Annotated in this window: 14 protein-coding genes; 6 read left to right on the top strand and 8 right to left on the bottom strand. The window is 68.0% G+C overall.

The window, feature by feature from the left end:
• Positions 1 to 95: 95 nt before the first annotated feature.
• A complete protein-coding gene (locus ACXU4B_RS09875) occupies positions 96 to 1,112 on the top strand; it encodes a zinc-binding alcohol dehydrogenase family protein (RefSeq protein WP_131410036.1) in 1,017 nt (338 codons plus the stop codon).
• A gap of 40 nt (positions 1,113 to 1,152) precedes the next feature.
• Here the strand turns inward: ACXU4B_RS09875 and ACXU4B_RS09870 are convergent, their stop codons facing one another.
• Together ACXU4B_RS09870 and ACXU4B_RS09865 are read right to left on the bottom strand one after the other, a co-directional pair.
• Positions 1,153 to 2,520: an FAD/NAD(P)-binding protein gene (locus ACXU4B_RS09870; protein ID WP_131410034.1), complete on the bottom strand. Its 1,368-nt coding sequence runs from the start codon at positions 2,518 to 2,520 to the stop codon at positions 1,153 to 1,155.
• A 31-nt stretch (positions 2,521 to 2,551) separates the two neighbouring features.
• Entirely contained in the window at positions 2,552 to 3,118 is a 567-nt protein-coding gene (locus ACXU4B_RS09865) for a cysteine dioxygenase (protein ID WP_240734067.1), read from the bottom strand.
• A gap of 228 nt (positions 3,119 to 3,346) precedes the next feature.
• Here ACXU4B_RS09865 and ACXU4B_RS09860 point away from each other — a divergent pair, with 228 nt between their 5' ends.
• Positions 3,347 to 3,637, top strand: coding sequence for a hypothetical protein (locus ACXU4B_RS09860; protein WP_131410030.1), 291 nt, complete (start codon positions 3,347 to 3,349; stop codon positions 3,635 to 3,637).
• An 88-nt stretch (positions 3,638 to 3,725) separates the two neighbouring features.
• Here the strand turns inward: ACXU4B_RS09860 and ACXU4B_RS09855 are convergent, their stop codons facing one another.
• The gene (locus tag ACXU4B_RS09855) at positions 3,726 to 4,382 is read right to left on the bottom strand and encodes an energy transducer TonB (RefSeq protein WP_131410028.1); all 657 of its coding nucleotides are present in this window, start codon (positions 4,380 to 4,382) and stop codon (positions 3,726 to 3,728) included.
• A 173-nt stretch (positions 4,383 to 4,555) separates the two neighbouring features.
• Entirely contained in the window at positions 4,556 to 5,383 is an 828-nt protein-coding gene (locus tag ACXU4B_RS09850; protein ID WP_165583178.1) for a universal stress protein, read from the bottom strand.
• 305 nt (positions 5,384 to 5,688) lie between these two features.
• Between ACXU4B_RS09850 and ACXU4B_RS09845 the strand changes: the two genes are divergently transcribed.
• The 3 genes from ACXU4B_RS09845 (at position 5,689) to ACXU4B_RS09835 (ending at position 7,277) form a co-directional block, all read left to right on the top strand.
• On the top strand, positions 5,689 to 6,120 hold the full coding sequence (locus ACXU4B_RS09845; RefSeq protein WP_205746546.1) for a hypothetical protein: 432 nt from the start codon (positions 5,689 to 5,691) through the stop codon (positions 6,118 to 6,120).
• 120 nt (positions 6,121 to 6,240) lie between these two features.
• Complete coding sequence (gene trhA / locus ACXU4B_RS09840) at positions 6,241 to 6,909, top strand: PAQR family membrane homeostasis protein TrhA (protein WP_131410024.1); 669 nt, start codon at positions 6,241 to 6,243, stop codon at positions 6,907 to 6,909.
• Positions 6,906 to 7,277 (top strand): TfoX/Sxy family protein, encoded by a 372-nt coding sequence (locus tag ACXU4B_RS09835; RefSeq protein WP_240734066.1) that lies wholly within the window; start codon positions 6,906 to 6,908, stop codon positions 7,275 to 7,277. The genes trhA and ACXU4B_RS09835 overlap by 4 nt, the downstream gene beginning before the upstream one ends.
• A gap of 39 nt (positions 7,278 to 7,316) precedes the next feature.
• On the opposite strand, the gene ACXU4B_RS09830 is transcribed toward ACXU4B_RS09835, so the two are convergent.
• Entirely contained in the window at positions 7,317 to 9,083 is a 1,767-nt protein-coding gene (locus ACXU4B_RS09830; protein WP_131410020.1) for a DUF885 domain-containing protein, read from the bottom strand.
• A gap of 91 nt (positions 9,084 to 9,174) precedes the next feature.
• A complete protein-coding gene (locus ACXU4B_RS09825) occupies positions 9,175 to 9,657 on the bottom strand; it encodes a DUF456 domain-containing protein (protein ID WP_131410528.1) in 483 nt (160 codons plus the stop codon).
• A 122-nt stretch (positions 9,658 to 9,779) separates the two neighbouring features.
• On the opposite strand from ACXU4B_RS09825, the gene ACXU4B_RS09820 reads away from it, so the two are divergent.
• Positions 9,780 to 10,457: an RIO1 family regulatory kinase/ATPase domain-containing protein gene (locus ACXU4B_RS09820; RefSeq protein WP_131410018.1), complete on the top strand. Its 678-nt coding sequence runs from the start codon at positions 9,780 to 9,782 to the stop codon at positions 10,455 to 10,457.
• A 16-nt stretch (positions 10,458 to 10,473) separates the two neighbouring features.
• Here the strand turns inward: ACXU4B_RS09820 and ACXU4B_RS09815 are convergent, their stop codons facing one another.
• The gene (locus ACXU4B_RS09815) at positions 10,474 to 11,250 is read right to left on the bottom strand and encodes a ferredoxin--NADP reductase (protein ID WP_131410016.1); all 777 of its coding nucleotides are present in this window, start codon (positions 11,248 to 11,250) and stop codon (positions 10,474 to 10,476) included.
• Between the two features lie 185 nt (positions 11,251 to 11,435).
• Complete coding sequence (locus ACXU4B_RS09810) at positions 11,436 to 12,464, bottom strand: zinc-dependent alcohol dehydrogenase family protein (protein ID WP_131410014.1); 1,029 nt, start codon at positions 12,462 to 12,464, stop codon at positions 11,436 to 11,438.
• Positions 12,465 to 12,516 lie beyond the last annotated feature (52 nt).

The raw sequence follows: 12,516 nt of genomic DNA, 5'->3' as shown, positions 1-12,516 counted from the left end.
TCGCCTGCACGCCGGCGATGGCCACGCCACTGTTTGATGACCTTGGCCGGCGCAGAATCCTTCCCCGAGCTTTCCCTTTCGTCCCGGAGCGCACCATGAAAGCCGTTGCCTATCGACACCTCCTGCCCCTTGCCGATCCGCAGAGCCTGCTGGATGTCGAGTTGCCGGCGCCACAGGCGCACGGGCGCGACCTGCTGGTGAAGGTCGAGGCCATCTCGGTCAATCCGGTCGATACCAAGATCCGCCAGCGCGTCGATCCACAAGGCGCGGACAAGGTGCTTGGCTGGGACGCGGCGGGCACCGTGGTGGCAGTGGGCGAGGAGGTGAGCCTGTTCAAGCCGGGCGATCGGGTCTACTACGCCGGTGCCATCGACCGCCCCGGCAGCAATGCCGAACTGCAACTGGTGGACGAGCGCATCGTGGGGCGCAAGCCGGCCACGCTGGATTTCGCGCAGGCTGCGGCGCTTCCGCTGACGACCATCACCGCATGGGAGCTGCTGTTCGACCGCCTGGGCGTGCCGCGCGGCAGCTCCGCGCGCAGTGGCGTGGTGCTGGTGATGGGCGGCGCCGGCGGCGTGGGGTCGATGGCCATCCAGCTGGCGCGACGGCTGACCAACGTCACGGTGATCGGCAGCGCGTCACGCGACGACAGCCGCGCCTGGGTCAGGGAGATGGGCGCGCATCACGTAGTCGACCATCGCGGCGACCTGGTGGCGCAGGTGAGGGCCGTGTCGCCGCAGGGCGTCGACTGCGTGCTCAGCCTCACGCATACCGAGCAGCACTTTCCTGCGCTGGTGGAGCTGCTCAAGCCGCAAGGCAGGCTCGGCCTGATCGACGACCCTGCCACGCCACTGGACGTGAAGCTGCTCAAACCCAAGAGCCTGTCGTTGCACTGGGAATTCATGTACACGCGCTCGCTCTACCAGACCGACGACATGCAGGCGCAGCACCAGTTGCTCAACGAGGTGGCCGATCTGGTCGACGCGGGCGTGCTGCGCAGCACCTTGCGCGAAAACCTCGGTGCGATCGACGCGGCCTCGCTGCGCAAGGCCCACGCGCAGCTGGAAAGCGCAACGACGATCGGCAAGCTGGTGCTCAGTGGCTTTGCCTGAGTGATGGATGCCGGGGGCCATGCGGCCCCTGGCGGGTCGATCAGGTGCCGATGATGCGATCGGCCAGCTGGCGGGCCTGCTGGCGGATTTCCGGCATCGCCGTGGACTCCCACAGCGTGCCGCGCAGCAGCGTGCCGATGGCGTAGAAATGCGGCCACGCCCGGCCGTCGTGTTGCAGATGGCCATCCGTGGTGGCGCGGCAGCCCAGCCCCAGCGGGTCGGGCGTTACATGGCCGTTGGTCGCCAACTGGCGGATCAGGCGATGGCTGGTGCGGCGCACGTCGGTATTGAGGCCCACGGTCTGGATCACCAGGTCGGCGTCCATCACGTGCAGGGCCTCGCCATGTGTTGCGCGAAGTTCGAGGTGCAACTTGTCGCCTGCCACCTCCACGCCCTGCAGGCGGCCGCGGCGGCGGTGCAGCTTTCCCGCGCGCTCCATCGCCTGCATCGACGCCATCACCTGCGGCGGCATGCGATGGCGCACGCGTTCCCACGCCCAGCGGGCATGGCGCAGGAAGCGGGCGCGTTCGGGCTCCGGCAGCAGGCGCCACAACAGCGGTGTGTGTGGCCGCAGGCTGTCGATCACCGTGCGCCAGTCGCTGCTGTGCGCGGCCGCTTCGCGCAGCAGGCGCATCCAGGTGCGGATGTCCGGCGCGTCGCGCATCGACTCGATCAGTTCGCTGCCGTCGTCCACGGGTGCGGACGCGGTTTCCATGTGCGGCTCAGGCAGCAGGCCGTGCCGCGACACGGCGACGAATTCCGCGTTCGGCCATTGCGCCGACAGTTCCAGCAGGACGTCCACCGCGGTCAGGCCCAGGCCGACCAGCACGACCTTGCGCGGGCGCGGGTCCGGTTTCACCGAGGCCAGGAAGCTCCACGGCTCGGTGACATAGCGGCCGCTGGCGAGCGCCGCCTCGCTGACGCCGCCCAGCGGTTGCGGTGGCAGCGAGCCGATCGCAAGCACCGCCGCATCGACGCGACTGCTTTCCTCGCCGTGGATGATGGTGACGCCATCGTTCTCCGGCACCACCGAGTCCACCGCGAACGGCAGCACGCGCACGTCATGCCCCGCGCTGGCGGCATGGTCCAGCGCGCGCTTCACTTCCGCTTCCAGGTAATCGCCATAGAGGCGACGCGGCAGGAAATCCGTGCCCGCGATGGTGTGGTCGCCGCGCTGGGCGAAATCGAGGAAGCCGCGCGGCTTGCCGGCGAACATGCTCATCGATGCCGCGCGCACATTCAGCAGGTGCTTGTCCGACCGCGTGCCATAGGCCACGCCACGGGCCGGCGTGCCACCGCCGGTATACCAGTCCAGATGCAACGGCTGCGACGGCTGGCGCTCCAGCAGTTCGCTCAGCAGTGCCGCCGCTGCAGCACCGCCACCGATGATGGCGACCCGTCGATACATGCCACTCCCTTGAATGATTGCCTTGTGCGACTCAGGCGTACAGGTGGCCAGCGATGGCGCTACGCTGCGGCTTGGCGAGCCACGGGCCGGATTCACCGGCTCGTTCGTATGCAACGTACTGTGCCAGATCACCGCCATAGACGTGAAGCGTCAGCGCGGTGTCGTGGCGTGAAAGGTTGCGGCAGCGGCGCGCGTAATGATCGTCGGCATCGAGCCAGCTGGCATCGCCGGGGCCCAGCCAGTCGCGGCCATGCATTCGCAGCGCCTGGCCGCGGCTGTCGCGCTCCCACGACTCCACTTCCAGCGCGCCGTGCAAGGCGAGTTCCAGGCCCCACAGTCCGCCGTGGTCGTGAACCGGCGTGGCATGGTTGGCCGGCCAGGCGGCGACCAGCACGCTGATGCCGGGCTTGACCTGCCGGGCGACCAGCCAGCGCTCGAAACCGCTGGCGTGCGTGCGCAGGTCGGCCAGGTCGGCACCCAGCGCCTGCCGGTTCTGGTGGACGAGACGGCTTAGGTCCCGGGCCATCGATGCCAGGTCGGGGTGCGCGCCGACCCCGTAGTCAAACGCAATATCACGCAGCGTCTTGAGGTGTTGCATGTGTCTGGCCATGCGATACGACTCGACGGAAACCGGGCCGCAGTGGACCATGCGTATCGTTAAAGTCCCGTAACCCGGCGGCCTGCCGAGGCGCGTCGGGCGCATGACTTCCGCGACATGCGAACAGCGTTGCAAAGGCGCAACATGATTTGCACGAGGGCCTTGAAGCAGGCCTCGACCGCCCGCACGACATGGCGGGCGCCCCGTCATACGGGAAGGAGAAACGTCATGATCGCGATTACCGTGCTCCTGATGCTGCTGGCCTTGTTCTGGGTGGCGGCCGTCCTGGTCGGCACCGTGTTCAAGCTGACATTTGCCTTGATCGGCGGCCTGTTCGGGTTGGTCAGCGCGACGCTCGGCCTGCTGTTGGGCGGGGTCGTGCTGTTGGTGGTGGCGCCGATCGTGGCGCTGGCGCTGTTGCCGTTGTGCCTGCCGGTGTTGCTGTTGGTTGCGGTGGTGTGGGCCATCGCACGCGCCACCCGCAAGCCCGCCGCGCCGGCGCCGGTGTCGGCGCACTGAGTTAGCGCTTGCCGTGGAGTGGCCCGGCCTGGCGTGGATCGCAGGCCGGGCCTTCCCTTGACTCAGGCGGATGGCGAACCGTTCGCCATCAAAGCTGGTTCAGGTCGAAGCTGACCGGGACACGCGCCCACGCACGCACCGTCCTGCCCTGCACGGTTGCCGGCTGGAACTTCCAGCCACGCAGCACCTGTTCGCGCGCGCTGCGATCCAGCACCGGGTAACCGCTGCTGTGCTCGACCGCCACCTCCTGCGGCACGCCGTTCTCATCCACCAGCACCTTGAGCAGGACGGTGCCCTGCATGCGTGCGTGCAGGGCCTGCGGCGGATACTTCAGGGGCACGGCGCGATAAGCCAGGGTCGCTTCCACCGGTTCCGTGCCGATGCTTGCCGGAGCCTCCGTAGTGGGTGCGATGGTGGGCTCCACCGGCGCCACCGCCATCGGGCTGTCCTCGCTGCTGTCGGTGACGGGAGGCGCCACCGTCCGGGGCTGCACGCGCAGCTGCGGTGCGGTGCGGGGCAGGGGCTTGAGGTCGAGCACCGGCGGTTCGACCGGTTTGGGCGGCGGCGTGATCAGGCGGACCTGGGTTTCGGCCAGGTGCCGGACCTGCTCGATCCACTGCGGCGCCATCGGCCGCATCGCGGCGACCAGGGCGATGAGGTTCACGGCGATGGCGGCACTCAGCGCGGCGATGCGCCGGCTGTCGGGATGGGCATGACGGGGTACGGCCAGGCTAGCGGACGACATGAGCGACCTCCTGACGGTTCGATGTTGGGATGGCCTCCGCGACGCTGCGTGGGGACGCAGTGGGATCGTGCGGTGGCGATTCCAGCCTAGGACCGTCAAAAAGACTTGCGCAAGTGGCCGTATGGAAGGCTATTCTGGGTGGAGTGGCCGGTGCTTCCGCGCCAGGGGTTTTTTCAGTGCGCCACCAACATCGGCACATCGCCATGCATGAACAGGTGGCGGGTCGTGCCGCCCAGCACCATCTGCGCCAGCCGCGAGCGGCTCCATGCACCCATCACGATCAGGTCGGCGCCGAACTGATGCGCCGCCGCCTGCACGGCAGGGCCGGCCGCGTGGCTGGGGCCGGTGCCGAACGTTTCGATCCTGGCCTGGATACTGTGGCGCTGCAGCCAGTCGGACAAACCCGGCGGCGGCAGCACGGGCAGCATTTCGGCGTTCATCTCGCTGCCGTCGAGCACCAGCACCTCGTCCGCCTTGCGCAGCACCGGTATCGCGGCGGCCAGCGCCAGCGCCGATTCGCGGCTACCGTTCCATGCCACCAGGATCTTCGCGCCGATGCTCGCGACCGGCGCGATGTCGGGGACCACCAGCACCGGGCGACCGCTGGCGAAGACGCAGCGCGATACGGAGCCGAAGCCCACCGGTGCATCGCTGCGCGCCTGGCTGCGTTCCATGATCAGGAAGTCATAGCCGGAAGCCGCCTGGCTGACCGTCTGCGCCGTATCGCCCTGGGTCACCCGCCAGGTGCCGGCCAGTCCATGCGCGGCCAGCGCCTGTTGCCAGGCAGGCGCTTGGGTCTGCGCTTCGGCCACCCGACGCTGGGTCTCTTCGAGCTGGACAGGCACCGCTTCCGGCAGGCTGAAGGCGGTGGCCGGCAGGTCGGCCACGTACAAGGCATCCAGGCGGGCTTCGAGCCGGCGCGCCAGGGCGAGGGCGGCACGTGGCGCGGCCACCGTCAGGTCGAGGTGATCCAGATGCAACAGTAGGTCGATGGTGGACATCGCACAGTTCTCCCGATTCCTGGCCCGCGTCCAGCTTAGAACCTGCCGACGATGCGGGTGTAGTCCATCCGCCGCCATTTGGCCGGATGGCGGCGACCGGCGCAAAAAAAGCCCCGCACAGGGAGGCGGGGCGCTAAGTCGGGCGTCGGGGGAGAGAGAGGGGACGCCCGCTCCGATTATTCTCGTCGCGCCTGGCTTGGGTTGGCGTACAGCCCGGGTGAAGAGGCGATTCACGCATCTGATGGCGGATACTGCCAGCATCGTCGCCTGTTCCAGAACCGATCCGATCCTGAGGAGACACGGCCATGACGATGGGGAAGATCCTGGGCGCGGCAGCGCTGGCATGGGCGGGCTGGATGGCGTCGCCGGCACATGCGGGCGACATCGAGTGCAAGATGAATTTCCGCCTCGCGGGCTGGTCGGTGTTCTACCAGACCGCCGAAGGCAGCGGCACGGTTCGCTGCAACAACGGTCAAAGCCTGAATGTGAAAATCCGCGTGAAAGGTGGCGGCCTGACCTTCGGCAAGAGCGAGATCGACAACGGCGTGGGCAAGTTCTCCGGCGTCAGCAGCATCAGCGAGATCAAGGGCCATTACGCCGATGCCGGTGCGCATGCGGGTGCGGCGAAATCGGCCGGTGCGCGCGTGATGACCAAGGGCAATGTCTCGCTGGCGCTCAGCGGCACGGGCAAGGGCTGGGACCTGGGCGTGGCGTTCGGCGCGTTCATCATCGAGTGACGTGGGGCACGCGCGCGGACTTTCAGGCCCATGCTCGGCTTGCATTCGAGGGCGGGCCGGCTAAGGTGGCGGGGCACGTACGCTCCTGTACGTTGCGTCTTACCCCGATGAGGACTGCCCATGTCCGCCACTTCCGGCACGACTGTCCCCCACTATGCCTTTGGCGATGAGCTCGCCAGTTCCGTCATCCATGGCATCGGCATCCTGCTCAGCATCGTCGGCCTGGCGACGCTGGTTGCTTTTGCTGCGCTGTATGGCGATACGCGGGCCGTGGTGGCCAGTGCCATCTTCGGCACCACGCTGATCCTCTGCTACACGGCCTCGACGCTCTACCACTCCATTCCCGGCGTGCTGGCCAAGCGCGTGTTGCGCACGCTCGACCACATCGCGATCTTCCTGCTGATCGCCGGCACCTATACGCCGTTCACGCTGATTGCCTTGCCGGGTGCCTGGGGCTGGAGCCTGTTCGGCATCATCTGGGCGCTGGCGCTGATGGGCAGCGCGCTTGAACTGGGACTGCTCAAGAAGTATCGCAAGCTGGCCGTGCTGATGTACGTGGGCATGGGCTGGGTCGGCCTGATCGCGTTCAAGCCGCTGAGCGAGCATTTGCAGACGGGCGGCATGGCGCTGCTGATCGCCGGTGGCGTGGCCTACACGCTGGGCGTGCCGTTCTACCTGTGGCGCAAGCTGCCGTACCACCACTCGGTATGGCATTGCTTCGTGCTGGCCGGCAGCGTGCTGCATTACCTCGCCGTGCTGTTCTACGTGATTCCCGACGCGCCGGTGTGAACGCCGGGCTCGAAGCGCTGCGCCGCGATCTCGAAGACGCCGCCACGCACCTGGGGCGGCCGCACGACCTGCGCGTCAAACCGATGTTCGGCGGCTTGATGGCCTATATCGGCGAGAAGCCGTGCGCGTGGCTCTCCGCGCAGGGCCTGGCGCTGAAGCTGGCCGCCATCGACCAGGACGAGCTGCTCGCCTGCGAAGGTGCCGTGCGTTTCCAGCACAAGCCGGGCGGGCCACCGAGTCGCGGTTACATCATCGTGCCGCCGTGGCTCTGTCGTGACACGGCACGGTTGGCGCAATGGCTGTCGCGCAGCGCCGAAGCGGCTTCCGCCACGCCAAAAAAGAGGCCGCGCCCGAAGGCGCGGCCTTGATGACTGACGGGAGGCGGGCGCCCCGTCAGGCGTGGATCATTATTTCTTCTTCTGGGATGGAATGAACTGCGTGCGCACCGCTTCGGCGAGCTGCTCGGGTGGCAGCAGGCCCTGGCCGATCACGAAGTCGTTGAAGGCCTGGCGATTGAAGTCCTTGCCCAGCGCGAGCTCGGTGTTCAGGCGGGTCTGCTGCAGGCGCATGTAACCGTAGAAGTACGCGGTTGCCTGGCCCGGGCTGTTGAAGGTGTAGCGGTCCAGCTCCTGCTGGGTCATCGCTTCGGACAGGCCCACGTCGTTGTGCAACACGTCGTGCGCGCGTTCCTTGCTGATCAGGCCCAGGTTGAGCATCGGGTCGAGATAGGCGCGGGCGGCACGCTGCAGGCGCGCCTGCAAGGCCACGAACTGGCCTGCCGGCGGTTCGTACGGCAGCATTTCCGATTCCGCGTACAGCGCCCAGCCTTCCACGTTGACGCTGTTGAAGGCGAACAGGCTGCGGGCCAGCGAGACGCCGCGTTCCACCATCGCCGCGAACTGCAGTTCGTGGCCAGGGCGGCCCTCATGCGAGGTGAGCGTCCAGGCGGCGGCCTTGTAGGTGAAGTCGTCGTACGACTCGGACTTGCCGTTGCCCGGGTTGCCCATGGTCAGCACGAAGGTACCCTGTTCGCCGTGGTTGTTGATGAAGGGCGGCGGGTCCATGTGCGGTGCGGGCACGGCCGCAGTCTCGGCCTCCGAGGCCAGGCGCATCTGCATCTTGCGCTGCGGCAGCGTGATGATGTGCTCGCGGCGGATAGTGTCTTCGATCTTGCCGATGATCTCGTGGTACCACGGCACCACGTCGTCCTTGCCGAGCTGCTGTTGCTTGAGCGCCTTGAGCACATCGCGATAGTCGTTGGACGGGATGTTCTCGGCCTTGGCCACCACCGGGGCCAGCATCTGCATCATCGAGCGCAGCTCGACGAATTCCAGCTGCGCCTGCTTGATCAGCTCCTGCGGCGGAATGTCGATGCCGACCTGCTTGAGGTTGTACGCGTAGAGCGGTTCGGGCAGGCGGAAGTCCTCGCGCTGGCGCGGCACGATGGTGGTGCGCACCCAGGCGTCATAGTCCTTGAGCTGGCTGTCCAGCGCATCGAGCGCGGCCTTGCCCTCGGGCGTGTCGAGCTTGTACTTGCCAAACAGCTGGCGGATGCCCTGCGCGTAGCGCGACGTGTTGGAAAGCTTCTGCTCGACTTCGTTCTTGTACGGGCCGATCAGGTCCTTCTCGCCCAGGCGCGCCGTGGTCTGCGCCTTGGCCAGTTCGGTGATGGGCGTGCAGCCCGGCGCCTTGCCCACGTAGCATTCCAGGCGCTTGACCGCGGACGGGCGGCGCTTGGCGTCCACGTCGTCCTTCAGCAGCGCGAATTCGCCCTGGAAGACGGTCTGGCCCACGTCCTGGTAGGGCAGCATGTATTTGTGATTGAGGTCGATGCCCTCGATCTGCCGGTCGACGGCCTTGATCATGATCTGCAGGTCCTGGCGGACGTTGTCGTCCTTCTCGCCTGCCAGCATCTTCTCCAGCTTGCCCTTGGCGTCACTCAGTGCGGCGCGCATGCGTACATCGACGTCGGGCTTGAGGTCGACCACCTTGTCGTCGAAGCCGGGTACGCCAATCTGCGAGGCAAACTCGGGATTGAAGCGCGCCAGCACGTCGAGCAGCACCTTGGCGTCGGTGTTGCTGCGCTCGATCCAGGAGGGTGGCTTCGTGGCGGCATGGGCCGATCCGGCGGCGACCAGCGATACCGCCAGGGCGAGTGCAAGGCGTTTGGACATGAGGCGTTCCCCAGATGATGGTCCGCCGAGCCTATAAGGCGTGCGGCGGCGAGCGCCATGTGCCGAAGGTCGCGGTGGGCCGACCGGGTTCTCAGCCCGCCAGCATGCCCAGGGCGAACAGGCCGATCATCATGAACGAGATGACCAGCTTGACCAGGGCGCCGAACAGCAGGCCCAGCCAGGTCGCCACGCCGACGTGGGCCGAGCGCAGCACGCTGGTGCCAGAGGCCAGCTCGCCCGCCAGTGCCCCCGCGAACGGCCCGAGCAGCAGGCCCGCCACGCCGAAGAACATGCCGACCAGGGTGCCGAACCCGGCGCCCCATAGCGCGAGCTTGCTGGCGCCAACCCGCTTCGCGCCGAGCGTGCCGGCGACCAGGTCGACGATCACGCCGAGCGTGCCCAGCGCGCCGATGGCCAGCAGCCACCACAGGCCCAGGTGGCGATAGCCATCCAGCGCGGCGACGAGCCAGATGCCGCCGAAGATCATCGGGATGCCGGGCAGGGTGGGCAGGATGGTGCCGGCCAGTCCTCCCACGATCAGCACGGCAGCGAGCAGATAGAGCGCAAATTCCAGCATGGCGTTCCCTCGGATGGCCGGGGCCAGCATATCGGCTGCGTGCAGCCTGCGATGAACGACGGGGCGGCAGAGTCGGCGGTTCGTCGCCTGATGGGCCACAATATCGCCAGCCGCGGCGCATGGCGCCGGCTTGCGGAAACACCGTGGACAACTCGCACAACACGCTGCTCAAGGCCGACGAGCTTGGCCGCATCGAAATTGCCGAACGCGATGGCGTGCGGGTGATCCGTCGGGACATCCGCGCGGCGCGCTGGTGGGCGCGGGCGTTCGCGCGCAGCGCCGCCGCCCGCGAGGCGCGCGCGCTGGCCAGGCTCGCCGGCACCGACGGCGTGCCGGCCCTGCTCGGCTGGGACGGACGCGAACTGTTGCGTGGCTACATTGCCGGTGCGCCGATGCAGCAGGCGCAACCGCGCGATCGCGCCTACTACCGCGATGCGCTGCGCCTGCTGGCGCGGCTGCATCGCCGCGGCATCGTCCACAACGATCTGGCCAAGGAACCGAACTGGCTGGTGCGCACGGATGGCCGGCCCGCGCTGGTGGATTTCCAGATCGCGTGGACGCGCGGTCGCCGCGGTCCGCTGTTCCGCCTGCTGGCGCGCGAGGACGTGCGTCACCTGCTCAAGCACAAGCGCACGTATTGCCCCGAGGCACTGAGTGCACGCCAGCGCGCCATCCTCGACACGCCTGCGCCGCATGCGCGCTTGTGGCGCGCCACCGGCAAGCGCCTCTACAAGTTCGTCGCGCGGCGCATCTTCGGCTACTGGGACAATGAAGGGCAGGGGCGCGTGCGCGACTGAGCGCGCGTGTTGCCGCTCACTTCTCGACGAAGGCCCGCTCGATCACGTAATCGCCCGGCTCGCGCGTGCGCGGCGATACCTGGAAGCCGCGGCCATCGAGCAGGGCGCAGGTATCGTCCAGCATCGACGGGCTGCCGCACAGCATGACGCGATCAACCGCCGGATCGAGCGGCGGCAGGCCGATGGCCCCGCCCATGACGCCGTCCACGATGGCATCGGTGATGCGCCCGCGGTGGCGGAACGGCTCGCGCGTCACCGAGGGGTAGTAGACGAGCTTCTCGCGCACCAGTTCGCCGAGGTATTCGTGCTGCGGCAACTCGTGCTCGAGGTGGTGCGCATAGGCCAGGTCGTTGACGTTGCGCACACCGTGGGCGATGACGATCTTGTCGTAGCGCTCGTAGGTTTCCGGGTCGCGCGCCAGGCTCAGGAACGGCGCCAGTCCCGTGCCGGTGCCGAGCAGGTAGAGATGCTTGCCCGGCCGCAGGTCGTTGAGCACCAGGGTACCGGTCGGCTTGCGGCTGACGATCAGCGGATCGCCGGGCTTCAGGTGCTGCAGGCGCGAGGTCAGCGGGCCGTTGGGCACCTTGATGCTGAAGAACTCCAGGTGTTCCTCGTAGTTCGCGCTGGCGATCGAATACGCGCGCATCAGCGGACGCCCGTCCACTTCCAGTCCGATCATCACGAACTGGCCGCTGTCGAAACGGAAGCCGGGGTCGCGCGTCGTGCGGAAGCTGAAGAGACTGTCGTTCCAGTGGTGCACGTCGATCACGTGCTCCGTCGCCAATGCCACCATTGCCGGTTACCGTCGTCAGAGAACAGGGTGCTGCAAGCGGGGCAGCGGCCAGGGCCGCTGCCGGACTCGTCCGGGGAAGGCGCAGCGCCGCTGCGCCTGACGAGTGCTGCCAGTGCAGCCGAGGCGCGCATTATGCCATCGCCCGGCGCCCCGTTCATGACGAGCCGGCGCAGGTCGCTGCGGCATCATGGCGCGCTGTCGGGGGCGGGCGGCTCACCGCCGACGTCGATGACCACCTTGCCCTGCGCCTGCCGGTGCTCCAGCCATGCGTGTGCTTCGCCAACCGTCGTCAGGTCGAAGCGTCGCGCGTCGATGTTCGGCGTGATCTGGCCCGACTCGGCCAGCGCGGCAACCTTGCGCAGGATCTCGCGATGGTGCGCCTTGCCTTCGCCGGTCAGCAGCGGAAGCAAGGTGAACACGCCCGAGTACGAGGCGGCGCGGAACGACAGCGGCGCGAGCGCATGCGTGCCCCAGCCCAGCGCGCTGACCACATGGCCGAAGCGCTTCACCGCCTTGAACGATGCGTCGAGGCTGGCGCCGCCGGCGGTGTCGTAGACGATGTCGAAGCCGCGTCCGTCGGTGTGCGCGGCGACATAGTCCTCCACCGCGATGGCCTGGTAATCGATCGGCGTGGCGCCAAGTCCTGCGATGTCCGCCGCCTTGCCGGCCGAGCTGGTGGCGAACACGCGCGCACCGAAGGCGCGGGCCAGCTGGATCGCGGCCTGGCCCACGCCACCGGCGCCGCCCTGCACCAGCACGGTGTCGCCGGCGCGAACCCCCGCGCGGTCCACCAGTCCTTCCCACGCGGTGATGAACGCCAGCGGCAGCGAGGCCGCTTCGCGCATGCTGAAGTGCGAGGGCTTGCGGGCGACGAGTGATGCATCGACGGCGGCGTATTCGGCCAGCGAACCCTGCACGCCGCCGACGCCGCCGGTCATGCCGAACACCTCGTCACCCACGTCGAAGCCCGTGACGCCGGGGCCGACTTCCTCGACGACGCCGGCGAGGTCGAGGCCCAGGATGGCCGGCAGCGGGTGCCGGGCGTGGCTGGCCTGGCCGGCGCGGATCTTCAGGTCCAGCGGATTGACGGCGCTTGCCTTGATGCGCACGAGCAACTGGCCGGGTGCTGCAACTGGACGCGCCACCGTGGTGTAGCCGAAGGGAGCGCCGTGGCTCTCCAGTACGGCGGCACTCATGGTGGGGGTCGGGGACATGGGTATTCCTGGGAAGCGGGACTGAAAGCCACGCTACGCCAAACCTAATCGC

It is taken from the genome of Dyella soli (genome assembly GCF_054482295.1).
The sequence above is the reverse complement of the archived record's forward strand: the minus strand, read 5'-3'. Positions and strand labels throughout refer to the sequence as shown.

Coding starts and splice junctions, on each gene's coding strand:
- ACXU4B_RS09820 (WP_131410018.1), top strand. CDS start 9,780: ATGGCGCCGGCTTGCGGAAACACCGTGGACAACTCGCACAACACGCTG.
- ACXU4B_RS09860 (WP_131410030.1), top strand. CDS start 3,347: ATGATCGCGATTACCGTGCTCCTGATGCTGCTGGCCTTGTTCTGGGTG.
- ACXU4B_RS09815 (WP_131410016.1), bottom strand. CDS start 11,250: ATGGTGGCATTGGCGACGGAGCACGTGATCGACGTGCACCACTGGAAC.
- ACXU4B_RS09830 (WP_131410020.1), bottom strand. CDS start 9,083: ATGTCCAAACGCCTTGCACTCGCCCTGGCGGTATCGCTGGTCGCCGCC.
- ACXU4B_RS09855 (WP_131410028.1), bottom strand. CDS start 4,382: ATGTCGTCCGCTAGCCTGGCCGTACCCCGTCATGCCCATCCCGACAGC.
- ACXU4B_RS09845 (WP_205746546.1), top strand. CDS start 5,689: ATGACGATGGGGAAGATCCTGGGCGCGGCAGCGCTGGCATGGGCGGGC.
- ACXU4B_RS09865 (WP_240734067.1), bottom strand. CDS start 3,118: ATGCAACACCTCAAGACGCTGCGTGATATTGCGTTTGACTACGGGGTC.
- ACXU4B_RS09870 (WP_131410034.1), bottom strand. CDS start 2,520: ATGTATCGACGGGTCGCCATCATCGGTGGCGGTGCTGCAGCGGCGGCA.
- ACXU4B_RS09810 (WP_131410014.1), bottom strand. CDS start 12,464: ATGTCCCCGACCCCCACCATGAGTGCCGCCGTACTGGAGAGCCACGGC.
- ACXU4B_RS09850 (WP_165583178.1), bottom strand. CDS start 5,383: ATGTCCACCATCGACCTACTGTTGCATCTGGATCACCTCGACCTGACG.
- ACXU4B_RS09875 (WP_131410036.1), top strand. CDS start 96: ATGAAAGCCGTTGCCTATCGACACCTCCTGCCCCTTGCCGATCCGCAG.
- trhA (WP_131410024.1), top strand. CDS start 6,241: ATGTCCGCCACTTCCGGCACGACTGTCCCCCACTATGCCTTTGGCGAT.